This window comes from Pseudomonas sp. PvP089, assembly GCF_017875165.1.
GTDB classification, from domain to species: Bacteria; Pseudomonadota; Gammaproteobacteria; order Pseudomonadales; family Pseudomonadaceae; genus Aquipseudomonas; species Aquipseudomonas fortuita.
In genome coordinates, this window is the sequence record NZ_JAGGME010000001.1 from 6,338,157 (window position 1) to 6,363,676 (window position 25,520).

Below are 25,520 nucleotides of genomic sequence, written 5' to 3' on the forward strand. Positions count from 1 at the left end.
AAGGCCGCTCCTGCAGGGCTCAGCGCATGCGGTTAAGCACCTGCAGCATCGCTGCCGTCTGCGCATCCGGCATGCCGTCGAAGCGCTGAGGGCGGAAGCGCATCTGGAACGCGGCAATCACATGCCGGGTGGCCACATCCAGCACCCCGGTCTGCTCGATTTGATAGCCAAACCGCGCCAGCTCCTGCTGGTACCAGCCAATGCCTGGCGGGTTGACGCTGAAGTAGGCCTGCTGCCGCGCCACAGCGTTGGCATCCGGCCAGATACCCAGCCCGGCATCAGCCAGGCGCTTCCACGGGAACAGCGGCCCCGGGTCCAGCTTGCGCAACGGGGCAATATCGCTGTGGCCGATGATGTGCCGCGGCTCGATGTTGTTGCGTTTGACAATGTCCTTGAGCAGCGCGATCAGCGATTGCACCTGCGCTTCGCTGTAAGGGTGCCAGACCCGGCCGTTCGGTGTGTCGGTAAACCCCGGATTGACGATCTCGATCCCAATGGACGAGGAGTTCAGCCAGGTGCGCCCCTGCCACTGGCTGTCACCGGCATGCCAGGCACGGCGGTTCTCATCCACCAGTTGATACACCGTCGCCGGGCCGTCGCCGATCAGGTAATGGCTGCTGACCTCACCATGGGTAAGCAACGCCAGGGAGCGCTCCAGCGAAGCATTGGTGTAATGCAGGACAACGAACTGGATGCGGTTGTCCTGGTTGGCCGAGGGGTGGCTGCGGTCAATGCGCAGGCCCGTCGAGCAACCGGCGATAGACAACAGCAGAAAGGGGATCAGCGTTTTTTTTAGCGTAGAAAGCACGTCAGTGGCCTCAGCGAATCAGCGCTACAGTATAACGTGCTCCCCATGGCCGCGCTTACCGTGGGTCAGTGTTTGCAGGCTAGCCCTGTTCGACCAGGTTGCGGCCCTGCTCCTTGGCCCGGTACAGCGCCGCATCGGCGCGCTTGAGTACCTGATCGGCGCGCTCCCCGGAGCGAAACGCAGCCAGGCCTATGGAGGTGGTAATGACCACCCGCTCGCCCTTGAAGTGGAACGGGCAGGCTTCCACCGTGGCCCGCATGACTTCCGCCACTTGGGCAGCGGCAGCCGGCGACCTCTGAGGGAGCAGCAGGACGAATTCCTCACCACCGAAACGGGCGATGAAGTCACGACCCTGCAGGCGCTTGCGTAACTGGTCCGCAACAATCTTCAGTACCTTGTCACCCGCCAGGTGCCCATAACTGTCGTTGATGCGTTTGAAGTGATCCAGGTCGAGGATAGCCATGGCCAGATGGCCGCCGTTCTCTTGCCATTCGACCATTTCGCGCTCTACCCGCTCACTCCAGGCCGCGCGGTTGGGCAGGCCGGTGAGGGGGTCAAGCAGGGCTTTCTGGCGCTGCTCTTCCAGGTGCTCGCGGTAACCGAGCGCTTCGTGCTCCATGTTTGCCACCCGCTCGGACAGGCCTTGCAGGCGCCCCGCCAGCTCTTGCTCGCGGCGATCCCGTTCGTGCTTGTGCTCGTCCATGGTGACCAGCAGGCCTTCCAGGCGGTTTTCCAGGATGTGCTTGAGGCTATCGACGTCAGCGGCGCCCTGCACACTGGTTTGCAACCCATCGACATGCTCACGCAACTGGGTATCCAGCTCGCGAGCGGCAAAGCTGTTGTCGGCGTGGCCGGCGCTGGCCTCGTGCAGGTGGCTCTGGAACCCTTCCAGGCGCTCATTGAGCTGTTGCAGATAAGTTTCGAATTCGTGCTGGCCACTGTCAGTGATCGCCAGCATGAGCACGGCAAGGTCATCCAGCACCGGGATCAGCTCGTACCAGTTCAGGCCACGGGCAACTCGCTCGCGCATTTCCAGCGCCTGAGCCTTGTGCCGTTCGGGCAGGCTCAGGTCATCGAGCAGGCCGATCAGGGTCTTTTCGATGTGCGCCGCAACCTGGCTGTACGGCGGTTCAACCGCGTAGGGCAGGGCATAGGGGCCGTCTTCGCCGAAGGTTTCTTCGAGCGTGGGTGCCGGCTGTGCTTCTGCCAGAGGTTCGCTGACGTCAGCCCCCAGCTCGGGCGCATCATCCTGGGGCGGCTGGGCGGCTGATGTTTCAATTGTTTCGATCAGCGCCGGGCCAGACACCTCCAGATCCGGTTCGGGCAACCTGATCGCTTCGGCGGCCGAAGCGGAAAGCGGTTGCAGCGCATCCACATCGTCACGCTGCGGGGCTTCGGTACTGGCCTGTACAGCTTGGGGCGCCTCAGCAACAGGCACCGGCACCGGCACCGGCACAGGCTCGCCTTGTGGGTCGTCCTCACGGCTGCCAAACAACCGTTGCAAAAAGCCGGGCCGGGCTTCGTCCGCCTGTTTGCCAAGGGCCGACAGTGCAAGCCCCTGCAGGCCGCTCAGCTCGCCCAACAGCGGCGGCAGATCGCGGGACTGGGCAACCCCACCATCGAGTTTTTTTGCCAGCTTTTTCAACGGCCGCGAGATATCGCTGGGCAGCGGTAAGCCTTGCAGCTGGCCGACCAGCGCGGCCAACGCATCGCTGACCTGATTCATGCGGGTTTCCCGGCGCTGTTCGGAGTCCAGCACCGCTTTTTCCAGGCGCGGAATCAACCCGGCGAGGCCAGCATCCATGTTGTCGCTGCGAATAACCTCGCGCATCTCCTTCATGCACGCGTCCACCACCTTGTCACTGCCTTCGGCAGCCAGGGTGCTGCGCACCAGACCACGACGCAGCAGGTCGAGACGGGCGTCCCAGCGGCGTTCGAGCTTTTCTTGCTGCTCGATGCTTTTAAGGTATTTTTCTTTCCAGCGCTCAGCGTCTTCAGTCATGCCGGGGTCCGCAAACGGTGATGGCAATTAGCTCAAGGCCGGCAGCGTATCCACAGTCAATGCATCAGGCAATCGAATCTCGACAGCAACGGGAAGGTGGTCGGAAATTGGCCGCGCCAACACCTCGACACGCTCCAGCGTGAGGCTTGGGCTGAGCAGGATATGGTCCAGGCAACGCTGCGGACGCCAGCTGGGGAAGGTTGCCTCGACTTGCGGGGCAATCAGGCCCAGATCGCGCAACGGCGAGTGCTCCAGCAGGTCGGCGGCATGGGTATTCATGTCGCCCATCAGCACCTGGTGGCGGTAACCGCCAATCAGCTCGCGGATGTAACCCAGTTGCAGGGCGCGGGTCTTGGCTCCTAGCGCCAGGTGCATCATCACCACGATCAGGGCGTCTTCACCTTCACCAAAACGCACCAGGATCGCCCCACGGCCGGCCGGGCCGGGCAACGGGTGATCTTCGAGCAGTTGCGGCTTCAGCCGGCTGAGAACGCCATTGCTGTGCTGGGCAAAACGCCCAAGGTTGCGGTTGAGCTGCTGATACCAATAAGGGAAGGCCCCCAGTTGGGCAAGGTGTTCGACCTGGTTGACGTAGCCCGAGCGCATGCTGCCACCGTCGGCTTCCTGCAAGGCCACCAGGTCGAAGTCGGCCAGCAATTCACCAATCTTCTGCAGGTTGCCGGCACGCCCGTTGTGCGGCAGCAAGTGCTGCCAGCTGCGGGTCAGGTAATGCCGGTAGCGCTCGGTGCTGATGCCGACCTGAATGTTGAAACTGAGCAGCCGCAGTCGACCATCCTCGGGCAGGCCGGAGGCCTGCAGGTGATGCTCGTTGACCTGCGGCTGGTGCAGGCCAATGCCACGCGTGGTTCTGAAGCGGGGCATGGGTTACGCCGCCTACTTGGCGGCGCGCTCCTTGGCGATCAGTTGGTCGGCGACGTCCAGCACCTCTTTCGGCCCGCCTGCGGTACCCAGGTCGAAGCGGTACTTGCCGTTGACGACCATGCTCGGTACGCCGGTGATTTCATACTTCTTCGCCAGTTCCTTGGCCTGGTTGACCTGGCCCTTGATGGCGAACGAGTTGAAGGTGGCCAGGAACTTGTCCTTGTCCACACCTTGGGTGGCGAGGAAGTCAGCCATGTCCTGCGGGTCGGTCAGGCGCTTTTTCTGGTTCTGGATGGCGTCGAACACCGCGGCGTGCACCTTGTGCTCGACGCCCATGGCTTCGAGGGTCAGGAACATCTGGCCATGAGCGTCCCATGGGCCGCCAAACATGGCCGGTACGCGCTTGAAGTTGACATCCTGTGGCAGTTTTTCAACCCAGGGGTTGATGACCGGCTCGAAGTGGTAGCAATGTGGGCAGCCGTACCAGAACAGCTCGACCACTTCGATCTTGCCAGGCACGGAAACCTGAACAGGGTTGCTCAGCTCGAAGTATTCCTTGCCAGCAACAGGCTCGGCGGCCTGGACGGCAGTCATACCAAATACGCTGGCAGCGACCAGCGCGGCGCTGAGAATCAGTTTACGCATGCTTTACTCCTGAGCAGTCATAGGTCGCCACGACCCTACCTGCACTGAGACAGGCCGGGAAGGGGTCGAGTTCTGTAGTGTAACGGCTGCGGACTGAAAAAAGGGCGGCCCGGCCGCCCTTTCATCATTGGCCTACAACATTAACCGAAAGTTAATGCAGGCCCTGGATGTAGCTGGCCAACGCCTCGATGTCGTGGTTGCTCAGCTTGCCGGCAATGGTGCGCATGGTCATGGCATCACCATCGTTGGTGCGGTTGCCTTCGCGGAAGTCCGTGAGCTGCTTGGTCACGTACTGCGAGTGCTGGCCGCTCAGGTGCGGGAAGCCGGCCAAAGCAATACCTGCGCCGTTGGGGGAGTGGCAACCGGTGCAGGCGGGCATGCCTTTCTCCAGGTCGCCACCATTGAACAGCGCACGGCCACGTTCGACCAGCTTGGGATCGGCGGCACCCACGCTGCCTTTCTGGCTGGAGAAATAGGCGGCGATGTCGGCAAGGTCCTGGTCGTTGAACGCGGCCAGCATGCCGGTCATCTCCAGCACCGTGCGCTTGCCCGACTTGATATCGTGCAGTTGTTTTTCAAGGTAACGCTGGCCTTGGCCGGCCAGTTTAGGGAAGTTCGGTGCCAGGCTATTGCCGTCGGGGTTGTGGCAGGCGCCACAGACGGCCGTCTTGGCCTGACCGGCGGCGGCATCGCCCTTGACAGTTTGCGCAGCAGTGGCCGCACCTGCGACACCCAGGGTCAACAGCAGACTCACGACTAGTTTGTTCATCAGCTAATCCAACACGGCTAAGGGTGAAATGTTATGTATCGGGACTGCCGCTCATCCAAAGGATGACCAAACGGTAGTCCTCGGCACTGCAGTCCATGCACAATCCACGCGGCGGCATAGCCTTGAAACCCTGGGTCACGTGCTTCACCAGTACATCCATGCCTTGCGCCAGCCTTGGCTCCCATGCTGCCCGGTCACCCTGTCTGGGTGCCTGTGGCAACTGCCCGGTGTGACAGGCCGCACACGTGCGGTTGTACAACACCTCGGGATCCTGTGTAGCCTGTGCGCTGAAAACCGGCAGGAACATACCGACAGCAAGCAGCCATTTCGCCATGCGGAACGACCTTCAGGGTTGGGGGCCGCGCTGCGTTCTGATGCGCGAGCTATTGTTCGACACCCCATGCCCGTTCTCCTTCGCTGGGAGAATGAGCACACAAAAACTGGGGCATTATATACTTCCGCCATCCAAACGGAAACGACACCGCTTGCCAGGCTCGGGCCTTCAGAGTCAGGCAACACCCACATCGGATATCCCATGCAAGTCAAGAACCCCATCCTCGGCCTCTGCCAGAAAGCCACATTCGCCCTCAGCGCTGCCAAGGTCGAACAATGCCCGGACGACCAGGGTTACGAGGTGGCTTTTGCCGGCCGCTCCAATGCCGGCAAATCCAGCGCCCTCAACACCCTGACCCATGCCAGCCTGGCGCGCACCTCGAAAACCCCCGGGCGCACCCAACTGCTGAATTTCTTCAGTCTGGACGATGAACGGCGTTTGGTCGACCTGCCGGGCTACGGTTATGCAAAAGTGCCGATCCCGCTCAAGCAACACTGGCAAAAACACCTGGAAGCCTACCTGGGCAGCCGTGAGTGCCTGCGCGGCGTGATCCTGATGATGGACGTGCGCCACCCGATGACCGACTTCGACAAAATGATGCTCGACTGGGCCAAGGCCAGCCATATGCCCATGCATATTCTGCTGACCAAAGCCGACAAGCTGACCCACGGCGCGGGCAAGAACACCCTGCTGAAAGTGCAGTCGGAAATCCGCAAGGGCTGGGGCGATGGCGTGACCATCCAGCTGTTCTCGGCACCCAAGCGCCTGGGCGTGGAAGACGCCTACCGCGTGCTGGCGGGCTGGATGGAGCTGGAAGACAAGCCTGCTGTTTGAGGGCCCTATCGCCGGCAAGCCAGCTCCCACAGGTTCAACACAGGCCTCAAGGGAAGTGATACCCCTGTGGGAGCTGGCTTGCCGGCGATGAGGCCGGTACGGTCGACCCAAATTCCGGGCAAAAAAAACCCCGGACTTCGTATGGGGAGGGGGAAGTTCGGGGTCCAAGTCCGGACCGCTAGGGCGGGGTCCAGATATCTGCCAACACTTAACACAACATAGGAGCATCGAAGGGCTTCACCAGCCATTCAGTTACTCTGAGTTCCGCTTCACCGGTTTAGTTCCGAAGCCCTGAAAACTATTTGCGATAGTTTCATGAAACTTCCGTACCGACGGCACTGAGCCGTGCCAGGATCCGCGTCACTACGCCGCAGATCCTACACAGCTTTCCGCGCTCAATCAGTGAGCTTCGTCCCAATTCGCACCAATTCCTGCCTCCACCAGCAGCGGCACATCCAGTTGTGCGGCCTGGCTCATGTGCTGGCGAATTTCATCTTTCACCTGCTGCACCAGGTCCTCACGCACCTCCAGGACCAATTCGTCGTGTACCTGCAGGATCACCCGGGCATCCAGCCCGCTCTCGCTCAGCCAGTTATCCACATTGACCATGGCCCGCTTGATGATATCGGCGGCAGTGCCCTGCATCGGCGCGTTGATCGCCGTACGCTCCGCGCCTTTGCGCAGGGCCGGGTTCTTGGCGTTGATGTCTGGCAGGTACAGGCGGCGGCCGAACAGGGTTTCGACAAAGCCTTGCTCGGCGGCCTGGGCACGGGTGCGCTCCATGTAGGCCAGCACGCCCGGATAGCGGGCGAAGTAGCGGTCGATGTAGTCCTGCGACTGCTTGCGGTCGACACCGATCTGCTTGGCCAGCCCAAAGGCGCTCATCCCGTAGATAAGGCCGAAGTTGATGGCCTTGGCTTTACGGCGCTGGTCGGTGGTGACGTCTTCCAGGGCCACACCGAACACTTCCGCCGCCGTTGCCCGGTGCACATCGAGGTCGTTGCGGAAGGCGTGCAGCAGGCCTTCGTCCTTGGCCAGATGAGCCATGATGCGCAGTTCGATCTGCGAATAGTCCGCCGCCAGCAGTTTGTAACCCGGGCTGGCAATGAACGCCTGGCGAATACGCCGGCCTTCGGCAGTACGAATCGGGATGTTCTGCAGGTTCGGGTCGCTCGACGACAGCCGGCCGGTGGCTGCCACTGCCTGCTGATAGGAGGTATGGATACGCCCGGTGCGGGGGTTGATCTGGCCCGGCAGCTTGTCGGTGTAGGTGCTCTTGAGCTTGCTCAGGCTGCGGTACTGCATCAGTACCTCAGGCAGTGGATAACCGAGCAAGGCCAGCTCATCGAGCACGGCTTCGGCAGTGGATGGCTGGCCCTTGGCGGTCTTGCTCAGCACCGGCATGCCTAGCTTGTCGTAAAGGATCGCGCCCAGCTGCTTGGGTGAACCGAGGTTGAACTCTTCACCGGCCAGCGCGTAGGCGCGCTGCTCCAGTTCGGCCATCTTCACGCCCAGTTCACCGCTTTGCACATGCAGCAGCGCAGCATCGACCAGCGCTCCCTGGCGTTCGATCTTGGCCAGCACCGGCACCAGCGGCATCTCGATGTCCATCAGCACCGGCTGCAGGCTAGGCGTCTGTGCCAGGCGCGCCTGCAACGCCTGGTGCAGGCGCAGGGTAATGTCGGCGTCTTCGGCAGCGTAGGGGCCGGCCTTGTCCAGGTGGATCTGGTTGAAGGTCAGCTGCTTGGCGCCCTTGCCGGCGATGTCCTCGAAGGCAATGGTGGTGTGGTCGAGGTACTTCTGCGCCAGGCTATCCATGTCATGACGGGTGGCGGTGGAGTTCAGCACGTACGACTCGAGCATGGTGTCGTAGGCCACGCCACGCATTTCGATGGCGGGTGAGCCATTGGCGAGGATGTTGATGTCGTACTTGGCGTTCTGCCCGACCTTGGCCTTGGCCGGGTCTTCCAGCAACGGTTTCAGTGCCAGCAATACGGCCTCACGGTCCAGCTGGGCCGGTGCACCTTCATAGTCGTGGGCCAACGGCACATAAGCCGCCTCATGGGGCGCGACAGCGAAAGACAGGCCAACCAGCTGCGCCTTCTGGGCGTCAAGGCCGGTAGTTTCGGTATCGAAGGCGAACAGCGGCGCCTGGCGCAGCTTTTCCAGCCAGGCTTCAAAACGGGCTTGGTCAAGAATGGTTTCATACTGCGGCTCGACCTTGGCTGCCGGCTCTTCGACCGGCGCAACGTCATCGCCAGCCCTTGCGGCATCACGCTGCACCTCGGCAACCCAGCTCTTGAACTCCATCTCGGTGTACAACGCCAGCAACGCCTCGCGATCAGGCTCACCGCAGACCAACGCCTCGACCTCGACATCCAGTGGCACGTCTACCTTGATGGTAGCCAGCTCGTAGGACAGGAACGCCGCATCGCGGTGTTCCTCCAGCTTGGCCGGCAGGGTCTTGGCACCGCGAATGGCCAGTGCCGGCACCTTGTCCAGATTGGCGTACAGGTCGCTGAGGCCGCCGCCAATACCGGTCAGCAGGCCCACAGCGGTTTTTTCGCCAACGCCGGGTACGCCGGGGATGTTGTCGACCTTGTCGCCCATCAGCGCCAGGAAGTCGATGATATGTTCCGGGCCGACGCCAAATTTCTCGTGCACGCCAGCCACGTCCAGCACGCTACCGGTCATGGTGTTGACCAAGGTAATGTGCCCGTCCACCAGCTGCGCCATGTCCTTGTCGCCGGTCGAGATGATCACCGGGCGGCCCTGGGCGGCGCTGCTGCGCGCCAGGGTGCCAATCACGTCATCAGCTTCGACACCCTCGACGCACAGCAGCGGGTAGCCAAGTGCCCGCACGCTGGCATGCAGCGGCTCGACCTGCACCCGCAGGTCGTCAGGCATGCTTGGGCGGTTTGCCTTGTACTCTGCGAACATGGCATCGCGGAATGTGCCGCCCTTGGCGTCGAATACCACCGCGAACAAGCTGTCCGGGTACTGCTTGCGCAGGCTCTTGAGCATGTTCAGCACACCCTTCACCGCACCGGTCGGCATGCCCTTGGACGTGGTCAGCGGCGGCAGCGCGTGGAAGGCGCGGTACAGGTAGGAGGAACCGTCCACCAGGACGAGGGGGGCTTGGCTCATGAGCAGAATCAACCTTTTCGACGGGTCCGGCGCTAGAATAGCCAGAATCATTGACGACAAAGGGACTAGGTTATCATGCGTACACTCAATCGCCTGTTACTGCTCGGCCTGTTGGCAACCACGCCAGTCGTCACCCTGGCGGCGGACGACGCCCCCTCGGCCGATCCCGAGGTGACCATTCGCACGGAAGGCGACAAAACCATCCAGGAGTACCGGCAGAACGGGTTCCTGTATGCGATCAAGATCACGCCGAAAAACGGCAAGCCTTATTTTCTGGTGCGCGCTGATGGCACTGATGCCAATTTCATTCGATCCGACCAGCCGGACATGCTGATTCCGTCCTGGAAGATTTTCGAGTGGTAATCTGACGCGCACCGTTCACATCAACCCGGCACTTCCCGGCGGAAGTGCCCGTATGGGCAAATTTTCATCATGTCAGTCTTCACCCCCGTGACCCGGCCTGAGCTGGAAACCTTTCTGGCACCGTATGAGCTGGGCCGTCTGCTCGACTTCCAGGGCATTGCCGCCGGCACCGAGAACAGCAATTTCTTCGTCAGCCTCGAACAGGGGGAGTTCGTCCTGACGCTGATCGAGCGTGGGCCAAGCGAAGACATGCCGTTCTTCATAGAACTGCTAGACACCCTGCACGACGCTGACATGCCGGTGCCCTATGCCGTTCGTGACCGCGACGGCAACGGCCTGCGCGAGCTGTGTGGCAAGCCGGCGTTGCTGCAGCCACGGCTGTCGGGCAAGCACATCAAGGCGCCCAACAACCAGCACTGCGCCCAGGTCGGCGAGCTGCTGGCGCACATTCACCTGGCCACCCGCGAGCACATCATCGAGCGCAAGACCGACCGTGGCCTGGACTGGATGCTGGCTTCGGGTGCCGAGTTGTTGCCACGCCTGTCCGCCGAGCAAGCCGCACTGCTGCAGCCGGCACTGCAAGAGATCAGCGCGCACAAGGCGCAGATCCTGGCTTTGCCGCGGTCCAACCTGCATGCCGATCTGTTCCGCGACAACGTGATGTTCGAAGGCACCCACCTGACCGGTGTGATCGACTTCTACAACGCCTGCTCCGGGCCGATGCTGTATGACATCGCCATCACCGTGAACGACTGGTGCCTGGACGAGCAGGGCGCAGTGGATGTACCGCGTGCCCAGGCACTGCTGGCAGCCTATGCGGCGCTGCGGCCGTTCACTGCCGCCGAAGCCGAGCTGTGGCCGGAAATGTTGCGGGTAGGTTGCGTGCGCTTCTGGCTGTCGCGCCTGATCGCGGCCGAATCGTTTGCCGGGATGGATGTGATGATCCACGACCCGAGCGAGTTCGAAGTGCGCCTGGCACAGCGCCAGCAAGTGGCCTTGCACCTCCCGTTCGCCCTCTAGACCCCGTCTGCTTCTTCGCGGGCACGCCCGCTCCCACAGGGATAACACAACCCTGAAAGTTATCGTTGTTCCTGTGGGAGCGGGCATGCCCGCGAAGAGGCCGGTACAGGCTTACAGCTGTTCCAGGCAACCAGCCAGATCACCACCCAGCTTCTCAAGCAAGCGCTCATACCCTTTGCCATCCACCGGGTCGGTACCGCCGAGTGCATCCAGCTCGGCCAGACGCACCGGCAGCCCGGCAGTCAGGGTCTCAGCCAGGCGCGGTCGCAATGGCGGTTCGCTGAACACGCACGTCTTGCCCACTTCCTGCAGGCGCTTGCGCATGGCCGCTACATGTTGCGCCCCAGGCTGCACCTCGGACGCCACGCTGAACACGCCGGCGTGCTTCAAGCCATACTCAGCTTCGAAATAATCGAACGCTTCGTGGAACACGAAGTACGGCTTGTCGGCAATACCGGCCACCCGCGCCTTGATACGCTCATCCAAAGCATCCAGGCGTTCGTCGAAGGCCTTGAGGTTGTTTTGGTAGCGGGCAGCATTAGCCGGGTCGACCTGGGCCAGGTCAGACGCCATTTTTGCCGCGATTACCCGCGCGTTGACCGACGATAGCCACAAATGAGCATCCAGGCTGCCCGGGCGGTGATCGTGGTCATGATCGTCGTGATCCTCTTCCTCATGGGAATGGCTGTCCTCACCAAAGTGGCGCAGCTTCATGCCCGTCAGCGACTGCACAGCCACCGTCGCCTTGCTACGGCTCGCCAGTACCCGAGGCAGGAAATTCTCCATGTCCGGGCCGATCCAGTACAGCAGGTCGGCATCACCTACCCGCCGCACATCGGAGGGGCGCAATGCATAGTGGTGCGGCGAGGCACCTGGCGGCAGCAATACGTCAGGGCTGCCTACGCCATCCTGCACGGCGGCGGCAATCTGCTGCAGGGGCTTGATACTGGTGAGCACACGCACATCGGCGTGAGCGGAAAATGCGATGAAAGCGACAAACAGAGCTAGGAATCGGGACACGGTGGATACTCGAGTCGTCAGAAACAGGTAACATAATAACGTCTCCATCCAGAACCGTCGCTGCCCATGTCCATCACGCCGCTGGCCAACCTTCCTCACGATCACTCCCATTGCGTACACAGCGCACTGGCTGAAGCCGACGCCTTGTGCACCCGCCAGGGCCTGCGCCTGACTGCGCTACGCCGCCGTGTGCTGGAGCTGGTGTGGCAAAGCCACAAGCCGCTGGGCGCCTATGACATTCTCGCCGTGCTCAGCGAGCAGGACGGCCGACGTGCCGCCCCGCCCACGGTATACCGCGCGCTGGATTTCCTGCTGGAAAACGGCCTGGTCCACCGCATCGCCTCGCTCAACGCCTTCATCGGCTGCAGCCACCCCGAGCACGTGCACCAAGGCCAGTTCCTTATTTGCCGGGCCTGCCATGTGGCCATCGAGCTGGAGCAGAGCAGCATCAGCGAGGCCATCATCAGCAGCGCCAAAGGCGTGGGCTTTGCGGTCGAGACCCAGACCGTGGAAGTGGTCGGCCTGTGCGGCAGCTGCCGGAGCGCGGCATGAGCGATGCCCTGATCCGTCTTGAGCAGGTCGGCGTCACCTATGGCGGCGAGGCGGTGCTCGACAGCATCGACCTGTCGGTCGCCCCCGGCCAGATCGTCACCCTGATCGGCCCCAACGGGGCGGGCAAGACGACCTTGGTCCGTGCCGTACTCGGGCTGCTCAAGCCGCACCGCGGCAAGGTATGGCGCAAGCCGAAGCTGCGCATTGGCTACATGCCGCAAAAGATTCAGGTCGATGCCACGCTGCCGCTGTCGGTGCTGCGCTTTTTGCGCCTGGTGCCCGGCGTAGACCGTGCAGCAGCCTTGTCGGCGCTACAGGAGGTAGGCGCCGAACAGGTCATCGACAACCCGATCCAGACCATTTCCGGCGGCGAGATGCAACGCGTGCTGCTGGCCCGCGCCCTGCTGCGCGAACCCCAGTTGCTGGTGCTCGACGAGCCGGTGCAGGGCGTGGATGTGGTCGGCCAGACCGAGCTGTACAACCTCATCACCCGCCTGCGTGATCGTCATGGTTGCGGCGTGCTGATGGTGTCCCACGACCTGCACCTGGTAATGAGCGCCACCGACCAGGTGGTATGCCTGAACCGTCACGTGTGCTGCTCGGGTCACCCCGAGCAAGTCAGCGGCGACCCGGCGTTCGTCGAGCTGTTCGGCCAGACCGCGCCAAGCCTGGCCATTTACCACCATCACCACGACCACAGCCACGACCTGCACGGTTCGGTGGTCGCCCCTGGCACCCATGTTCACGGAGAGCACTGCAAGCATGGCTGATTTTCTTCTCTACGCCCTGCTTGCCGGTTTGTCCCTGGCGCTGGTGGCTGGCCCGCTGGGCTCCTTCGTGGTGTGGCGACGCATGGCCTATTTTGGCGACACGCTGTCCCACGCGGCCCTGCTCGGCGTGGCCCTCGGGTTCGCCCTGGATGTCAGCCCGACGCTGGCAGTTACTATCGGCTGCCTGTTGCTGGCGATCCTGCTGGTCACCTTGCAGCAACGCCAACCGCTGGCCTCCGATACCCTGCTCGGCATTCTCGCCCCCAGCACCCTGTCGCTGGGCCTGGTGGTACTGAGTTTCATGCACGACGTGCGCATCGACCTTATGGCCTACCTGTTCGGCGACCTGCTGGCCATCAGCACCACCGACCTGGCCTGGATCCTCGGCGGCAGTGCGCTGGTGTTGCTGCTACTCGCCGCGCTGTGGCGGCCGCTGCTGGCGGTTACCGTGCACGAAGAACTGGCCATGGTCGAAGGCCTGCCGGTGGCCGGCTTGCGCCTGGCATTGATGCTGCTGATTGCGGTGGTGATTGCCGTGGCCATGAAGATCGTCGGTGTGCTGCTGATCACCTCGCTACTGATCATCCCTGCTGCTGCGGCGCAGCGACACGCCCGCTCCCCCGAGCAGATGGCCCTGGGCGCCAGCTTGCTGGGCGTCACCGCCGTCTGCGGTGGCCTGGCCATGTCCTGGTTCAAGGATACCCCCGCTGGCCCGTCGATCGTGGTCTGCGCGGCGGTGCTATTCTTGCTGAGCCTGGCCCTGCCGAAACGCTGAAAGACAGGGCGTGTGCAGGCACGCCTTGCAACCTTTTGCCGGGTAAAGGGTCTGTAAGACCTGTTTTCGAGCGTGCGCACCTGGGTGTAGACTTGCTCGCTTTTTGCGCAAATAGAGAGTCGCAGGAATGAAGCCGTTCGCCTCCCGTTATCTGCTTGTTGCCGCGTTTTCCCTGTTCCTGGGTGCCTGCTCCAGCGCGCCGGTCGAACAGGCCACCGCACCTGCCCAAGCCGATGCCTGGCAGCAGTTGCAACAAAACATCGCCAGCAACGAACTGGCCACCGCCGAAGACCAGCTTGCAGCCCTGCAGGCTCAGTCGCCCGACGACGCACGCCTGGAGCAATACCAGCGTCAGTTGGCCGAAGCCTACCTGCAACGCAGCCAGATCGTCTTGCAAAAGGGCGATGTGAACGCAGCGGCTACCGCCCTGGCCCGCGCCCGAGCTCTGATGCCACAAGCCCCGGCCGTGACCGGGGGCGACCCCCTGACCCAGGCACGCAAGGCCGAGCTGGAAAAAGCGGAGGCTGCCTTGAAAGCCGCCGAATCCAAGCCCCAGGCACGCCTCATTGATCCAACGGCGCCAAGTACGGTGGTGGCCTTGAAGACCACTGACAGCCGTGCCATGCGCCGCCAGCTCGATGACATTGCCGCCGATGTGGTGAGCTATGACTGCGAAGTGGTGTTTCAGGTGCCGCGTACCGACGATGCGCCGTGGCTGAAGACCTTGCTGGAGAAACGCGTGCGCAAGATCGACAGCGGGTTCGAGCTGAAGCAGAAGCATGAAATCCAGCGCTCGCTGCCGGCGCAGGTGGTTCTGGTTCCGCACCAGCATTGAGAATCTGGGGGCGCTGTACTCCCCATCGCGACACAAGGCCGCCCCTACAGGGAACTGCTATCCCTGTAGGGGCGGCCTTGTGTCGCGATGGGGTGTCGAAGCAGCCCTTAGGCCGGCACAGCCTCCGCGGCAGCTTCACGCTCCCACACCCTATGCCCCTCGACCGCTTTGACGAAAGCGTCCAGCGTCTTCTGGTCATCGCCCAGCAACAGCCCCTTGTCTTCCTTGAGGCCCAGTGCGTCCACCAGCACCTTGCCTTCTTTGGCAAAGCCGATCGCCTTCAGGTGCTTGTAGGCCTCGAGCAGGAAGTGCTTGGCCAACCCACTCGCCCCCAGCGCATCCAGCGCGGCCTTGCCGGCCGGTACCAATACCCCGTCGAACATGATCGAAGGCATGCCCTCCATCGACGCATCCACTGGCAGTGCCTTGCCGTCAGCAGCCTTGACCGGTGCCGAGGTTGGGCCAAGCAGCATGATGCGTGCGCTATGCGCCTCAAGCGCCTTGACCAGCCGGTCGACACTGCCGGCATCCACGCCATCGGCCAGCAGCACGGCTATCTTGCGCCCCTTGATGCCCACAACCCCCGGGTGGTTCATCTGGCTCAGCGCGGGGGACTCGGCCAGTTTGCTGCCCTTCACCTGAACGGTGCCCGCCTTGGGTGCCGGCAACCCCAGGTTGGCGGCCACGGCGGCGGCCAGCTTGAGGTCGATGTTGGCTAGAATTTCATTCACCTCACGGGCACGAATGGCCTCGCGCTCGACCTTGCCCAGTTCGAAGCTGTAGGCCTTGATGATGTGCTGTTGCTCTGTCGGGCTCATGCTCTGGAAGAACAACCGCGCCTGCGAGAAGTGGTCGCCAAACGACTCGCTGCGCTGGCGAATCTTGTGCGCATCAACGCGTTCCTGATAGCTCTCGAAGCCGCCATCCTGCGCCGCAGGTGGCGTTTCCTTCGGCCAGCCGCCGTCGATGGAGTTCGGCTCATACGAGGCACGGCCCCTGTGCACGATGTGCTGGTGCAACGCGTCACGCTGGTTGTTGTGGTTGGGCGCCACCGGGCGGTTGATCGGGATCTGGTGGAAATTCGGCCCACCCAGCCGGCTCAGTTGCGTGTCGGTATAGGAGAACAGCCGGCCCTGCAGCAAGGGGTCATTGGTGAAGTCGATACCCGGCACGATATGGCCAGGGCAGAAGGCAACCTGCTCGACCTCGGCAAAGAAATTGTCCGGGTTGCGGTTCAGGACCATCTTGCCCAGCGGGGTAACCGGTACCAGTTCTTCGGGAATGATCTTGGTCGGGTCCAGCAGGTCGAAGTCGAATTTGTGTTCGTCAGCCTCAGGCACAATCTGCACGCCCAGTTCCCATTCCGGGTAGTCACCGGTTTCAATGGCTTCCCACAGGTCACGGCGCTGGAAGTCTGTATCCTTGCCCGCCAGTTTCTGGGCTTCGTCCCACAGCAGCGAATGCACGCCCTGGCTCGGCTTCCAGTGAAACTTGACGAAGCTGGCCACGCCCTCGGCATTGATCAGCCGGAAGGTGTGCACGCCAAAGCCTTCCATCATGCGCAGGCTGCGCGGGATGGCGCGGTCAGACATGGCCCACATGACCATGTGGGCCGATTCCGGTACCAGCGAGACAAAATCCCAGAAAGTGTCATGCGCCGAGCCGCCGGTAGGTATTTCGTTGTGTGGCTCCGGCTTAACCGCGTGAACAAAATCGGGGAACTTGATGGCATCCTGGATGAAAAACACCGGCATGTTGTTGCCAACCAGGTCGAAATTACCCTCGTCGGTATAAAACTTGACTGCAAAGCCCCGCACATCTCGCACCGTGTCGCCAGAACCACGTGGGCCCTGAACCGTGGAAAAGCGCACAAAAACCGGGGTGATCTTTTCCGGATCCTGCAGGAAACCGGCCTTGGTCAGTTCCGCGTGATTGCCATAGCTCTGGAAGAATCCGTGTGCACCGGTACCGCGTGCGTGCACGATGCGCTCGGAGATCCGCTCATGGTCGAAGTGGGTGATCTTCTCGCGCATGATGAAGTCTTCAAGCAGCGAAGGCCCGCGGTCACCCGCCTTCAGGGTGTTCTGATTGTCCGCGATACGTACGCCTTGGTTGGTGCGCAGCGCATGCCCGGTCGCATCACTGCGGTCGGCCTCCAGGCTTTGCAGCTTGGCATTGGTATTGGCCCGGTCAGGGGTCTGGGTGCCGGCGGCTTCACTCTGCTTGGGCGCGTCCGTTTTCTTGCTGGGCATGATCGGCTCTCCTCATCAGTCTTAAGGCTTGCCCGTTCAGGGCTTGTCCAAGTAGTGACTGGAGGGCGTGGCCGAGCGTTCAATCAGGATTACCAGTTGTCGCGATATGCCCGAAGGATTGGTGCATTACGAAATAAATGCTAAGAACAGCTATTGGAAAAGGCTAAAATGCGCGACCCCAGCTAACCGCTGACCCAAATTTCAATGCGCCCCACAAGGTTCGCTACGTGATCGAGTTCCAACAGGTACATAAAACCTACCGCGTTGCCGGTAGGGAAATCCCCGCACTGAATCCGACCAGCCTGACCATCGAAGATGGCCAGGTGTTCGGCCTGATCGGCCATTCCGGCGCCGGCAAAAGCACCATGCTGCGCCTGATCAACCGCCTGGAAGAACCCTCCGGCGGCAAGATCATCGTCGATGGCGAAGACGTCACCGCGTTCAACGCCAGCCAGCTGCGCGGCTTCCGCCAGCAGGTCGGGATGATTTTCCAGCACTTCAACCTGCTGGCTTCCAAGACCGTCGCCGACAACGTCGCCCTGCCGCTCACCCTGGCCGGCGAGCTATCGCGCAGCGAAATCGACAAGCGCGTTACCGAGCTGCTGGCCCGCGTGGGCCTGTCGGACCACGCCAGAAAGTACCCGGCGCAGCTGTCCGGCGGCCAAAAGCAGCGTGTCGGCATCGCCCGCGCCCTGTCCACCAACCCGAAGATCCTGCTGTGCGACGAGGCCACCAGTGCCCTCGACCCGCAAACCACGGCCTCGGTCCTGCAACTGCTGGCCGAAATCAACCGTGAGCTGAAGCTGACCATCGTGCTGATCACCCACGAGATGGACGTGATCCGCCGTGTCTGCGACTGCGTGGCCGTGATGGACGCCGGCCAGATCGTCGAGCAAGGCTCGGTGGCCGATGTGTTCCTGCACCCGCAGCACCCCACCACCAAGCGCTTCGTCCAGGAAGACGAGCAGGTCGACGAAGGCGAGCAACGCGACGACTTTGCCCACGTGCCGGGCCGCATCGTGCGCCTGACCTTCCAGGGCGACGCCACCTACGCCCCACTGCTGGGCACCGTGGCCCGCGAAACCGGTGTGGACTACAGCATCCTCGCCGGGCGTATCGATCGCATCAAGGATGTCCCCTATGGCCAGCTCACCCTCGCCCTGATCGGCGGTGACATGGAAGCGGCGTTCGCCCGCTTCAAGGCAGCTGACGTACATATGGAGGTACTGCGTTGATGGACGCCCTGAATTTCTTTGCCAACGTCGACTGGGCCGAAATCTGGCTGGCCACCATCGACACCATGATCATGCTGTTCGGCTCGCTGTTCTTCACCGTGCTGCTGGGCCTGCCACTGGGTGTGCTGCTGTTCCTCTGCGGGCCGAAGCAAATGTTCGAACAGAAGGGCGTATATGCGCTGCTTTCGCTGGTGGTCAACATCCTGCGCTCGCTGCCGTTCATCATCCTGCTGATCGTGATGATCCCGTTCACCGTGCTGATCACCGGCACCTCGCTGGGCGTTGCCGGCGCCATCCCGCCGCTGGTGGTGGGTGCAACGCCGTTCTTCGCGCGCCTGGTGGAAACCGCCCTGCGTGAAGTGGACCGCGGCATCATCGAAGCTACCCAGTCGATGGGCGCTACCACCCGCCAGATCATCACCAGCGCGCTGCTGCCGGAGGCCCGCCCGGGTATCTTCGCGGCCATTACCGTCACCGCCATCACCCTCGTTTCGTACACCGCCATGGCCGGTGTGGTGGGTGCCGGTGGCCTGGGCGACCTGGCTATCCGCTTCGGTTACCAGCGTTTCCAGACCGACGTGATGGTCGTGACCGTGGTACTACTGCTGGTACTGGTTCAAGTACTGCAGAGCGTGGGCGACACACTGGTCGTGCATTTTTCCCGTAAGTAACCCCAATGGGGTCGGCCTGGCCGACCCGTTCGGGGGCCGTCGCGGCCCTCACAAGGAGTGATCAATGAAGAAGCTGCTTGCTGTTGCTGCCGCTGTTGCGGCCTTCTCGGCCCACGCCGATACCCTGACCGTTGCCGCCACCCCGGTGCCGCATGCCGAAATCCTCAACTTCGTCAAACCGCAACTCGACAAAGAAGGCGTTGATCTGAAGGTCAAGGAATTCACCGACTACGTCCAGCCGAACGTACAGGTTGCCGAAAAGCGCCTGGACGCCAACTTCTTCCAGCACCAGCCGTACCTGGATGAGTTCAACAAGGCCAAGGGCACCCAACTGGTCAGCGTGGCCGGCGTGCACATCGAGCCGCTGGGGGTGTATTCGGCCAAGATCAAGAAGCTGGACGAGCTGTCCTCCGGCGCCACCGTGGTCATCCCCAACGACGCCACCAACGGCGGCCGCGCCCTGCTGCTGCTGGACAAGGCCGGTGTGATCAAGCTCAAGGACAACAAGAACATCCTGTCCACCGTGAAGGATGTTGCCGAAAACCCGAAAAGCATCAAGTTCCGTGAGCTGGAAGCCGCCACCATCCCGCGTGTGCTGACCCAAGTCGATGCCGCCTTGATCAACACCAACTACGCGCTGGAAGCCAAGCTGAACCCGGAAAAAGACGCCCTGGCCATCGAAGGCAGCGACTCGCCTTACGTGAACATCCTGGTTGCCCGCCCGGACAACAAGGACTCGGAAGACATGAAAAAACTGGCGGCTGCGCTGCACTCGCCAGAGGTGAAGCAGTTCATCATCGAGAAGTACAAGGGCGCTGTGGTTCCGGCGTTCTGATCCAACATCCCCAGGGCCGCTTTGCGGCCCTTTCGCGGCACAAGGCCGCTCCCACCAAGTAAGGCGTACGCCGATCCATGTGGGAGCGGCCTTGTGCCGCGAAAGGCCTGCGCAGCAGGCCCGAAATCTCAATCCCGCTTCAAAAGCCCAGGCAACTGCGCCACCAGCTTCTGGTTGTTGAAGGGCGCCCGAATGAACCCACGCTGACGCCCATCCGGCCCGACAACCGCCAGGTTGCCGCTGTGGTCCACGGTGTACCCCGGCTTGCTGGTATCGGCCGGGATGAACGGAATGCTCAAGGCATTGGCCAGCTTCTGGGTATCTTCGATCGACCCCGCCACCCCGACAAAGTCCTTGTCGAAATAGCCCAGGTACTGCTTCAGCTGGTTCGGCGTATCGCGGTTCGGGTCCACGCTCACCAGCACCACCTGCAGCCGGTCGACGGCTTCCTTGGGCAGCTCGCTCTTCACTTGGCGCAACTGGGCCAGAGTGGTCGGGCAGATGTCCGGGCAGTAGGTGTAGCCGAAGAACAACAGCGACCATTTGCCTTTCAGGTCATCCAGCTGCACGGGCTGGCCGTCCTGGTTGGTCATGGTCACGTCGGCCACGCTGCGGCTCTGCGGCAGCAGGATGATGCCGGCATCAATCAGCTCGGCGGGGTTGGCCTGGTCGCGGCCATTGAGCACCTTGTTGACGGTAAGGCCCAGGATCAACGCGACCAGGGCGACGAGGATGAAGACGGTTTTCTGGGTTCGGGTCATAGGTTCAGCAACAAGTAGTGGTCGAGGAGCAACGCGATGAACAGCGCGAACAGGTAGCCAATAGAGTACTTGAAGGTACCGATCGCCGCGTGCGGCCGGCTGCCACGGTACAGCACCCAGGCCCATTGCAGGAAGCGCAGGCCCAACGCCAGGGCAGAGGCCAGGTACAGCAAACCGCTCATGTGGATGGCATACGGCAGCAGGCTCACCGCCAGCAGTATCAGGGTGTACAGCAGGATATGCAGCTTGGTGTAGCGCTCCCCGTGGGTCACCGGCAGCATCGGGATATCGGCCTTGGCGTATTCTTCCTTGCGGTGAATGGCCAGCGCCCAGAAGTGCGGCGGGGTCCAGGCGAAGATGATCAGCACCAGCAGCAAGGGTTCAGCGCTGACATGGCCGCTTACCGCCACCCAGCCGAGCAGCGGCGGGGCGGCGCCGGCCAGGCCGCCAATGACGATGTTCTGTGGCGTGGCCCGTTTGAGAAAGCCGGTGTAGAGCACCGCATAACCCAGCAGCGAAGCCAGGGTCAGCCAGGCAGTGAGGGCGTTGGTGAACACCAGCAGCAGGGCCATGCCCAGCAGCGCCAGCGCCAGAGCGAACAGCAACGCCGGTAGCGGTTCGACCCGGCCTTGGGCCAGCGGCCGCTTGTGGGTACGGGCCATCAGCGCATCGATGCGCCGGTCCACCACATGGTTGACCACCGCCGCAGCGCCAGCGCACAGGCCGATGCCCAGGTTGCCGAACAGCAGCACGCTCCAGCCGACACCCGCCCGCGTGGCCAGGAACATGCCTGCCAGCGAGGTGATCAGCATCAGAACCACCACCTTGGGCTTGGTCAGCTCCAGGTAATCGCGCCAACTGGCCCGCCGTGCGCTCAGAAGCGTCGCCACGAATCGTTCCTCATGTGATGGGAGATGCCCACACCGGCCACCGGCCGCAGGCGCCAGCCTTGGCCGACGCCCACGCGAACCTTGTCGACCACTCGAATGCGGTAGTTCACCAGCACCATGCTCAGCAGCAACAGCGCCCCGCCGGCATTGTGCGCAACAGCTACCGCCAGCGGCAGGTGAAACACCACGTTGCTGATACCCAGGCCCACTTGCAGGGCCAGCGCCAGCATTACCAGCCGCGCCAGGCCGGGGAGGCCACAGCGGTGCAGCTTCCAGCTGAGCATCAGCAGCACGCAAGTCACCAGTAGCGCGCCCAGGCGGTGGCTGATGTGGATGGCCGTGCGGGCATCACTGTCCAGTTGCCCGCCCAGGTAATTGGGGCCGACGTGCTGCGTCAGGTGGAAGCCATTGCTGAAGTCCGCCGCCGGCCACCACTGGCCGTGACAGGTAGGCAGGTCGATGCAGGCGACTGCTGCGTAGTTGGCACTGACCCAGCCCCCCAAAGCGATCTGGCCGATCACCACCAACAAGGCCAGCGCAGCGATCCGCCGCAGGCTCAACGGCAGTTTCGGCAAAGGCGCAAAGGCACGGGACAGGCGCAAGGACAACAGGAACAACAAGCTCAAGGTAGTAAAGCCACCCAGCAAATGCGCCGTGACCACCTGCGGCCACAGCTTCAGGGTAACCGTCCACATGCCGAAGGCTGCCTGGGCCAGCACCACACCCAGCAGCAGCACCGGCAGGCGATACGGTTGGCCATCGCGGGCATGCCGACGCAGCGCCTGGAAGGCGAGCAGGGCAATCACCATGGCCAAGGTACCTGCGAAATACCGATGGACCATCTCGGCCCAGCCCTTGGCCTCTTCCACCGGGTGATCGGGGAAGTGCAGCTCGGCATGGGCGAGCTGGGCCTCGCTCTTGGGTACGCTGATGAAGCCATAGCAACCCGGCCAGTCAGGGCAGCCAAGGCCGGCATGGGTCAGGCGGGTATAGGCACCGAGCAGGACAACCAGCAGTGCCAGCAGGGTGGCGAACACAGCGATGCGGAATCCAGGTCTGGCCATGGCAGGCTCCTAGCCGATGTTGGACAGCTTGAGCAGGTGGCGCAGGTCATCCAGCACATGCTTGCCGTTGGCCTTGCCGTCGTAACGCAGCACCAGGTTGCCGTGGGGGTCGACGATCCACAGTTGCGGGCCAGGCTCGCCCACCTTCTGCAAATAGCGCGGGGCATCCAGCGGGTAGCGTTGCAGCTGCGGGTACTCGCGGCCCAGCAGCGCCTGGTAGTCGGCGCTCAGCGGCTGGGCTGTGGCCAGTGCATGGCTGGCACGGCTGGCATCGCGGCCCAGGCCCACCTGGATCTGCCGGGCGAGGTACACCAGGCGCTGGCAGGCCTCGGCACAGGCTTCGGGGGCGCTGACCAGCAATTGCCAGCGATCGTCCTCGCCTGACACGCCGATATCAGTACGGCTCTCACCGTTGCCGATCATATCGCCGTGGTAGCTGCGGCCCTCCGGCACCCAGAACTTCAGCTTGTACATGCTGGTGGCCAAAATCATCGGCCCGAGCACTACCAGCAGGATCAGCAAAAGCTGCAAACGCCCGCGGGCTCTGGGTTTGCTACGTTCAGGCACGTCCAGTGGAGTGGCGGTGGCCATGGCGTTTCTCCTTGTTGTGGTGCCAGCCGAAATAGAGGTAAAGCAGAACCAGTGCACCCGCCAGGGCAAACCACTGCATGGCGTAGCCCAGGTGTTTTTCCGGGCCCATGGCGACAACCGGCCAGTCCAGGCGATAGGCCGCCGGGCCGGGCTCCAGGCGCAACTCATGGGCATAGCCTTCGCGGGCTAGCTGCGGCCATAGCTGCGCGGCAGCAACGGCGGTGAGCAGGTGCGGCCATTGGCCGCCTTCAGGGTCGGGATGCAGCTGGAACGTGCTGCCGGGCGACACATACACCGAAGCGTCCAGTGCCAAGGCCTGTGGAGGGGTATTGAAATGCACCGGCACGCGGCGGTCTGGCCATGGCAGCCAGCCGCGGTTGATCAGCAGCCACTGGCCACTGGCCTGGTCATGGAAGGGTTGCAGCAGTTCGACACCGGCCTGGCCATCGCGCATGCGGTTGTCCAGCAGCACGCTGTGCTCGGCATCGAAGCGGCCGTACAGGTGCACGCGGCGGAAGGCGTTGTCGTCGTTTGATGCGAGCTGGGCCGTGGCGATCGGCGCTTCGACCCGCCGTTCGGCATAAGTGGCCAGCAGCACGCGCTTTTCCTCGGCCCGGCCGAGTTGCCAGCAGCCAAGCGCGATCAGCCCTGGCAGCAGTGCAAGCACCACCAGGGTCGGAATCCAGCCTGGGCGAAACCGCCTCACGGGCGCCTCGCTATACTTATCCACATCACCGCATCCCCCCGGAGTAGCGCCATGCTCAAGGCCGCGATTGTCCTGATGCTGTTGGCCACGATTGCCAGCCTGTTCAGTGGCCTGGTGTTTCTGGTCAAGGACGATGAAAACTCGACGCGTCTGCTGAAGGCTCTGACCGTGCGGGTGACCCTGGCGGCCCTGACAATTGCCCTGGTCGCCTGGGGTTTGCTCAGCGGTCAGCTGGTTTCACACGCCCCCTTCTGAAACTGCACTCGTTTTGCCGGCGATTGGCCCTACAGCACATACACAAAAATGAACAACCCCACCCACACCACGTCGACGAAGTGCCAATACCAGCTGGCTGCCTCGAAGCCGAAGTGTTTCTCGGGGTTGAAATGCCCGCGCAAGATGCGCACGAACATCACGATCAGGATGATCGTGCCCAAGGTCACGTGGGCACCGTGGAACCCGGTGAGCATGAAGAACGTCGCGCCATAGATCCCCGACCCCAGCGTCAGCCCCAGCTTGGTATAGGCTTCGTGATACTCGAAGGCTTGCAATGCAATGAAGCTGAGCCCCAGCAGGATGGTCAGGGCCATCCAGAATTTCAGCGGACCACGGTGGTCACGGCGCAGGGCGTGGTGGGCGATGGTGATGGTCACACTGGAACTGACCAGCAAGATCGTGTTGATCAGTGGCAGGTGCCACGGGTCGATTACTTCTTTGGGCGGCGGGAACAGTTTCGGATCCGGCGTGTGCAGCAGCGGCCAGGTGAACTCGAAAGTCGGCCACAGCATGTGTGCAACCCCTTTGGCGCCTTCACCTCCCAGCCACGGCCCGGCAAGCACGCGCACGTAGAACAGCGCACCGAAGAAGGCCAGGAAGAACATGACTTCAGAGAAGATGAACCAGCTCATCCCCCAGCGGAACGAGCGGTCCAGCTGCGGGCTGTACAACCCGGCGCGGCTCTCCTTGACCACCGCCCCAAACCAGCCGAACAGCATGTAGGCCAGGAACAAAGCGCCCACGAAGAAAATCAGCGGCCCGTGCGATTCCGGGTGGCCGGCCTTCATGTCGTTGAACCAGGTGCCCAGGCCAAACACCGTGATGAACATGCCGATGGTGGCGATGATGGGCCACTTGCTCTGCGCCGGAACGTAGTAGTGCTGATGACTTGCCATTGCTGTTCTCCTTCCCTTAACGGGCGCCCTGGACGTCCTGGGCCGCAACATGCGCGACCGGCGGGTGGCGAGCGGTGATGTCGAACAAGGTGTAGGCCAGTGTCAGGTGCTTCACGCTGGCCGGCAGGTCGCGGTCGACGATGAAGCGCACCGGCATCTCGATGCGTTCGCCGGGCTGCAGCACCTGCTGGGTAAAACAGAAGCACTCGGTCTTGTGGAAGTACGCCGCGGCCTCGGCCGGGGTGATGCTGGGTATGGCTTGCGCGCTCATCGGCCGATCGGTCGGGTTGTGCGCAACGAATATCATCTGGTTCACCGCACCCGGGTTGACCTCCAGCTGGTCGGCAGTGGAATAGAAATCCCAGACCATGTCGCTGGCATTGGTCGACATGAACTGCACCCGCACCGAACGCGACGGGTCGCTAACCTGGCTGCCCTCGTATTGCCCACCGGTCTTGCCGTTGATGCCAAAGGCCTTGCACATCACGTCGTAGATCGGCACCAGGGCGAAGCCGAAGGCGAACATCACCACCGTCAGCATCAACAGGCGCGTTACCAGGCGTTTCAGCGACAGGCCGTTCATGACA

Annotated in this window: 27 protein-coding genes; 11 read left to right on the forward strand and 16 right to left on the reverse strand. The window is 62.6% G+C overall.

The features are described from left to right. Window positions 1–19: 19 nt before the first annotated feature. From J3A71_RS28840 to J3A71_RS28865, 6 genes are all read right to left on the reverse strand, one after another. Window positions 20–808, reverse strand: a complete 789-nt coding sequence (locus J3A71_RS28840; protein ID WP_016484281.1) for an N-acetylmuramoyl-L-alanine amidase — start codon at window positions 806–808, stop codon at window positions 20–22. A gap of 79 nt (window positions 809–887) precedes the next feature. Then, entirely contained in the window at window positions 888–2,810 is a 1,923-nt protein-coding gene (locus J3A71_RS28845) for a GGDEF domain-containing protein (RefSeq protein WP_096425436.1), read from the reverse strand. 27 nt (window positions 2,811–2,837) lie between these two features. Next, on the reverse strand, window positions 2,838–3,692 hold the full coding sequence (locus tag J3A71_RS28850; RefSeq protein WP_016484279.1) for an endonuclease/exonuclease/phosphatase family protein: 855 nt from the start codon (window positions 3,690–3,692) through the stop codon (window positions 2,838–2,840). A 12-nt stretch (window positions 3,693–3,704) separates the two neighbouring features. Further along, the gene (dsbA, locus tag J3A71_RS28855) at window positions 3,705–4,337 is read right to left on the reverse strand and encodes a thiol:disulfide interchange protein DsbA (protein ID WP_016484278.1); all 633 of its coding nucleotides are present in this window, start codon (window positions 4,335–4,337) and stop codon (window positions 3,705–3,707) included. A 151-nt stretch (window positions 4,338–4,488) separates the two neighbouring features. Then, entirely contained in the window at window positions 4,489–5,106 is a 618-nt protein-coding gene (locus tag J3A71_RS28860) for a c-type cytochrome (protein ID WP_016484277.1), read from the reverse strand. Between the two features lie 31 nt (window positions 5,107–5,137). Continuing rightward, a complete protein-coding gene (locus J3A71_RS28865) occupies window positions 5,138–5,440 on the reverse strand; it encodes a c-type cytochrome (protein WP_016484276.1) in 303 nt (100 codons plus the stop codon). A 201-nt stretch (window positions 5,441–5,641) separates the two neighbouring features. Between J3A71_RS28865 and yihA the strand changes: the two genes are divergently transcribed. After that, a complete protein-coding gene (gene yihA / locus J3A71_RS28870; protein WP_016484275.1) occupies window positions 5,642–6,274 on the forward strand; it encodes a ribosome biogenesis GTP-binding protein YihA/YsxC in 633 nt (210 codons plus the stop codon). 399 nt (window positions 6,275–6,673) lie between these two features. Here the strand turns inward: yihA and polA are convergent, their stop codons facing one another. Further along, a complete protein-coding gene (polA, locus tag J3A71_RS28875; RefSeq protein ID WP_016484274.1) occupies window positions 6,674–9,421 on the reverse strand; it encodes a DNA polymerase I in 2,748 nt (915 codons plus the stop codon). 75 nt (window positions 9,422–9,496) lie between these two features. Here polA and J3A71_RS28880 point away from each other — a divergent pair, with 75 nt between their 5' ends. Continuing rightward, window positions 9,497–9,784, forward strand: a complete 288-nt coding sequence (locus tag J3A71_RS28880) for a DUF2782 domain-containing protein (protein ID WP_003252997.1) — start codon at window positions 9,497–9,499, stop codon at window positions 9,782–9,784. Window positions 9,785–9,853: 69 nt separating this feature from the next. Further along, complete coding sequence (locus tag J3A71_RS28885) at window positions 9,854–10,804, forward strand: homoserine kinase (RefSeq protein WP_016484273.1); 951 nt, start codon at window positions 9,854–9,856, stop codon at window positions 10,802–10,804. Window positions 10,805–10,915: 111 nt separating this feature from the next. On the opposite strand, the gene J3A71_RS28890 is transcribed toward J3A71_RS28885, so the two are convergent. After that, window positions 10,916–11,872 carry a zinc ABC transporter substrate-binding protein gene (locus tag J3A71_RS28890; RefSeq protein WP_060519849.1) on the reverse strand — a complete coding sequence of 319 codons (957 nt, stop codon included), beginning with the start codon at window positions 11,870–11,872 and terminating at the stop codon, window positions 10,916–10,918. An 18-nt stretch (window positions 11,873–11,890) separates the two neighbouring features. Here J3A71_RS28890 and zur point away from each other — a divergent pair, with 18 nt between their 5' ends. The 4 genes from zur to J3A71_RS28910 all read left to right on the forward strand — a co-directional run bounded on the left by zur (window position 11,891) and on the right by J3A71_RS28910 (window position 14,756). After that, a complete protein-coding gene (gene zur / locus J3A71_RS28895; protein ID WP_096425435.1) occupies window positions 11,891–12,376 on the forward strand; it encodes a zinc uptake transcriptional repressor Zur in 486 nt (161 codons plus the stop codon). After that, complete coding sequence (gene znuC, locus J3A71_RS28900; RefSeq protein ID WP_016484270.1) at window positions 12,373–13,146, forward strand: zinc ABC transporter ATP-binding protein ZnuC; 774 nt, start codon at window positions 12,373–12,375, stop codon at window positions 13,144–13,146. The genes zur and znuC overlap by 4 nt, the downstream gene beginning before the upstream one ends. Next, on the forward strand, window positions 13,139–13,921 hold the full coding sequence (gene znuB, locus J3A71_RS28905) for a zinc ABC transporter permease subunit ZnuB (protein ID WP_016484269.1): 783 nt from the start codon (window positions 13,139–13,141) through the stop codon (window positions 13,919–13,921). The genes znuC and znuB overlap by 8 nt, the downstream gene beginning before the upstream one ends. 127 nt (window positions 13,922–14,048) lie before the next feature. Continuing rightward, window positions 14,049–14,756, forward strand: coding sequence for a PA5502 family lipoprotein (locus J3A71_RS28910; RefSeq protein WP_016484268.1), 708 nt, complete (start codon window positions 14,049–14,051; stop codon window positions 14,754–14,756). Between the two features lie 107 nt (window positions 14,757–14,863). Here the strand turns inward: J3A71_RS28910 and katE are convergent, their stop codons facing one another. Beyond that, window positions 14,864–17,008, reverse strand: a complete 2,145-nt coding sequence (gene katE, locus J3A71_RS28915; RefSeq protein WP_209953591.1) for a catalase HPII — start codon at window positions 17,006–17,008, stop codon at window positions 14,864–14,866. Between the two features lie 227 nt (window positions 17,009–17,235). Between katE and J3A71_RS28920 the strand changes: the two genes are divergently transcribed. The 3 genes from J3A71_RS28920 to J3A71_RS28930 all read left to right on the forward strand — a co-directional run bounded on the left by J3A71_RS28920 (window position 17,236) and on the right by J3A71_RS28930 (window position 19,749). Next, window positions 17,236–18,243 (forward strand): methionine ABC transporter ATP-binding protein, encoded by a 1,008-nt coding sequence (locus J3A71_RS28920; RefSeq protein ID WP_016484266.1) that lies wholly within the window; start codon window positions 17,236–17,238, stop codon window positions 18,241–18,243. Continuing rightward, complete coding sequence (locus tag J3A71_RS28925; protein WP_096425433.1) at window positions 18,243–18,914, forward strand: methionine ABC transporter permease; 672 nt, start codon at window positions 18,243–18,245, stop codon at window positions 18,912–18,914. Before J3A71_RS28920 ends, J3A71_RS28925 begins: the two co-directional genes overlap by 1 nt. A gap of 64 nt (window positions 18,915–18,978) precedes the next feature. Further along, the gene (locus J3A71_RS28930) at window positions 18,979–19,749 is read left to right on the forward strand and encodes a MetQ/NlpA family ABC transporter substrate-binding protein (RefSeq protein ID WP_016484265.1); all 771 of its coding nucleotides are present in this window, start codon (window positions 18,979–18,981) and stop codon (window positions 19,747–19,749) included. 128 nt (window positions 19,750–19,877) lie between these two features. Here the strand turns inward: J3A71_RS28930 and J3A71_RS28935 are convergent, their stop codons facing one another. From J3A71_RS28935 to J3A71_RS28955, 5 genes are read right to left on the reverse strand one after another with little or no spacing between them, the layout of a single operon-like run. Further along, window positions 19,878–20,510 (reverse strand): SCO family protein, encoded by a 633-nt coding sequence (locus J3A71_RS28935; RefSeq protein ID WP_096425432.1) that lies wholly within the window; start codon window positions 20,508–20,510, stop codon window positions 19,878–19,880. Further along, window positions 20,507–21,400 carry a heme o synthase gene (cyoE, locus tag J3A71_RS28940; RefSeq protein WP_016484263.1) on the reverse strand — a complete coding sequence of 298 codons (894 nt, stop codon included), beginning with the start codon at window positions 21,398–21,400 and terminating at the stop codon, window positions 20,507–20,509. The genes J3A71_RS28935 and cyoE overlap by 4 nt, the downstream gene beginning before the upstream one ends. Continuing rightward, window positions 21,385–22,464: a COX15/CtaA family protein gene (locus tag J3A71_RS28945; protein ID WP_016484262.1), complete on the reverse strand. Its 1,080-nt coding sequence runs from the start codon at window positions 22,462–22,464 to the stop codon at window positions 21,385–21,387. The genes cyoE and J3A71_RS28945 overlap by 16 nt, the downstream gene beginning before the upstream one ends. Window positions 22,465–22,473: 9 nt before the next feature. Further along, window positions 22,474–23,055: a hypothetical protein gene (locus J3A71_RS28950; protein WP_209953593.1), complete on the reverse strand. Its 582-nt coding sequence runs from the start codon at window positions 23,053–23,055 to the stop codon at window positions 22,474–22,476. Then, window positions 23,024–23,761, reverse strand: a complete 738-nt coding sequence (locus J3A71_RS28955; protein ID WP_060519844.1) for an SURF1 family protein — start codon at window positions 23,759–23,761, stop codon at window positions 23,024–23,026. The genes J3A71_RS28950 and J3A71_RS28955 overlap by 32 nt, the downstream gene beginning before the upstream one ends. 51 nt (window positions 23,762–23,812) lie before the next feature. On the opposite strand from J3A71_RS28955, the gene J3A71_RS28960 reads away from it, so the two are divergent. After that, window positions 23,813–24,016 carry a twin transmembrane helix small protein gene (locus tag J3A71_RS28960; protein WP_016484259.1) on the forward strand — a complete coding sequence of 68 codons (204 nt, stop codon included), beginning with the start codon at window positions 23,813–23,815 and terminating at the stop codon, window positions 24,014–24,016. Window positions 24,017–24,045: 29 nt separating this feature from the next. Here the strand turns inward: J3A71_RS28960 and J3A71_RS28965 are convergent, their stop codons facing one another. Further along, window positions 24,046–24,933, reverse strand: a complete 888-nt coding sequence (locus J3A71_RS28965) for a cytochrome c oxidase subunit 3 (RefSeq protein WP_016484258.1) — start codon at window positions 24,931–24,933, stop codon at window positions 24,046–24,048. A gap of 16 nt (window positions 24,934–24,949) precedes the next feature. Continuing rightward, window positions 24,950–25,516: a cytochrome c oxidase assembly protein gene (locus J3A71_RS28970; RefSeq protein ID WP_016484257.1), complete on the reverse strand. Its 567-nt coding sequence runs from the start codon at window positions 25,514–25,516 to the stop codon at window positions 24,950–24,952. Window positions 25,517–25,520: the final 4 nt, after the last annotated feature.

Bases quoted from the DNA above. Each gene is read 5' to 3' on its own strand.
- J3A71_RS28890 (WP_060519849.1), bottom strand. From the start codon at position 11,872: ATGGAGACGTTATTATGTTACCTGTTTCTGACGACTCGAGTATCCACC.
- znuC (WP_016484270.1), top strand. From the start codon at position 12,373: ATGAGCGATGCCCTGATCCGTCTTGAGCAGGTCGGCGTCACCTATGGC.
- J3A71_RS28860 (WP_016484277.1), bottom strand. From the start codon at position 5,106: ATGAACAAACTAGTCGTGAGTCTGCTGTTGACCCTGGGTGTCGCAGGT.
- J3A71_RS28865 (WP_016484276.1), bottom strand. From the start codon at position 5,440: ATGGCGAAATGGCTGCTTGCTGTCGGTATGTTCCTGCCGGTTTTCAGC.
- J3A71_RS28965 (WP_016484258.1), bottom strand. From the start codon at position 24,933: ATGGCAAGTCATCAGCACTACTACGTTCCGGCGCAGAGCAAGTGGCCC.
- J3A71_RS28960 (WP_016484259.1), top strand. From the start codon at position 23,813: ATGCTCAAGGCCGCGATTGTCCTGATGCTGTTGGCCACGATTGCCAGC.
- yihA (WP_016484275.1), top strand. From the start codon at position 5,642: ATGCAAGTCAAGAACCCCATCCTCGGCCTCTGCCAGAAAGCCACATTC.
- dsbA (WP_016484278.1), bottom strand. From the start codon at position 4,337: ATGCGTAAACTGATTCTCAGCGCCGCGCTGGTCGCTGCCAGCGTATTT.
- J3A71_RS28945 (WP_016484262.1), bottom strand. From the start codon at position 22,464: ATGGCCAGACCTGGATTCCGCATCGCTGTGTTCGCCACCCTGCTGGCA.
- zur (WP_096425435.1), top strand. From the start codon at position 11,891: ATGTCCATCACGCCGCTGGCCAACCTTCCTCACGATCACTCCCATTGC.
- J3A71_RS28935 (WP_096425432.1), bottom strand. From the start codon at position 20,510: ATGACCCGAACCCAGAAAACCGTCTTCATCCTCGTCGCCCTGGTCGCG.
- J3A71_RS28885 (WP_016484273.1), top strand. From the start codon at position 9,854: ATGTCAGTCTTCACCCCCGTGACCCGGCCTGAGCTGGAAACCTTTCTG.
- J3A71_RS28880 (WP_003252997.1), top strand. From the start codon at position 9,497: ATGCGTACACTCAATCGCCTGTTACTGCTCGGCCTGTTGGCAACCACG.
- znuB (WP_016484269.1), top strand. From the start codon at position 13,139: ATGGCTGATTTTCTTCTCTACGCCCTGCTTGCCGGTTTGTCCCTGGCG.
- J3A71_RS28850 (WP_016484279.1), bottom strand. From the start codon at position 3,692: ATGCCCCGCTTCAGAACCACGCGTGGCATTGGCCTGCACCAGCCGCAG.
- J3A71_RS28970 (WP_016484257.1), bottom strand. From the start codon at position 25,516: ATGAACGGCCTGTCGCTGAAACGCCTGGTAACGCGCCTGTTGATGCTG.
- polA (WP_016484274.1), bottom strand. From the start codon at position 9,421: ATGAGCCAAGCCCCCCTCGTCCTGGTGGACGGTTCCTCCTACCTGTAC.
- J3A71_RS28930 (WP_016484265.1), top strand. From the start codon at position 18,979: ATGAAGAAGCTGCTTGCTGTTGCTGCCGCTGTTGCGGCCTTCTCGGCC.
- J3A71_RS28925 (WP_096425433.1), top strand. From the start codon at position 18,243: ATGGACGCCCTGAATTTCTTTGCCAACGTCGACTGGGCCGAAATCTGG.
- J3A71_RS28910 (WP_016484268.1), top strand. From the start codon at position 14,049: ATGAAGCCGTTCGCCTCCCGTTATCTGCTTGTTGCCGCGTTTTCCCTG.
- J3A71_RS28950 (WP_209953593.1), bottom strand. From the start codon at position 23,055: ATGGCCACCGCCACTCCACTGGACGTGCCTGAACGTAGCAAACCCAGA.
- J3A71_RS28845 (WP_096425436.1), bottom strand. From the start codon at position 2,810: ATGACTGAAGACGCTGAGCGCTGGAAAGAAAAATACCTTAAAAGCATC.
- katE (WP_209953591.1), bottom strand. From the start codon at position 17,008: ATGCCCAGCAAGAAAACGGACGCGCCCAAGCAGAGTGAAGCCGCCGGC.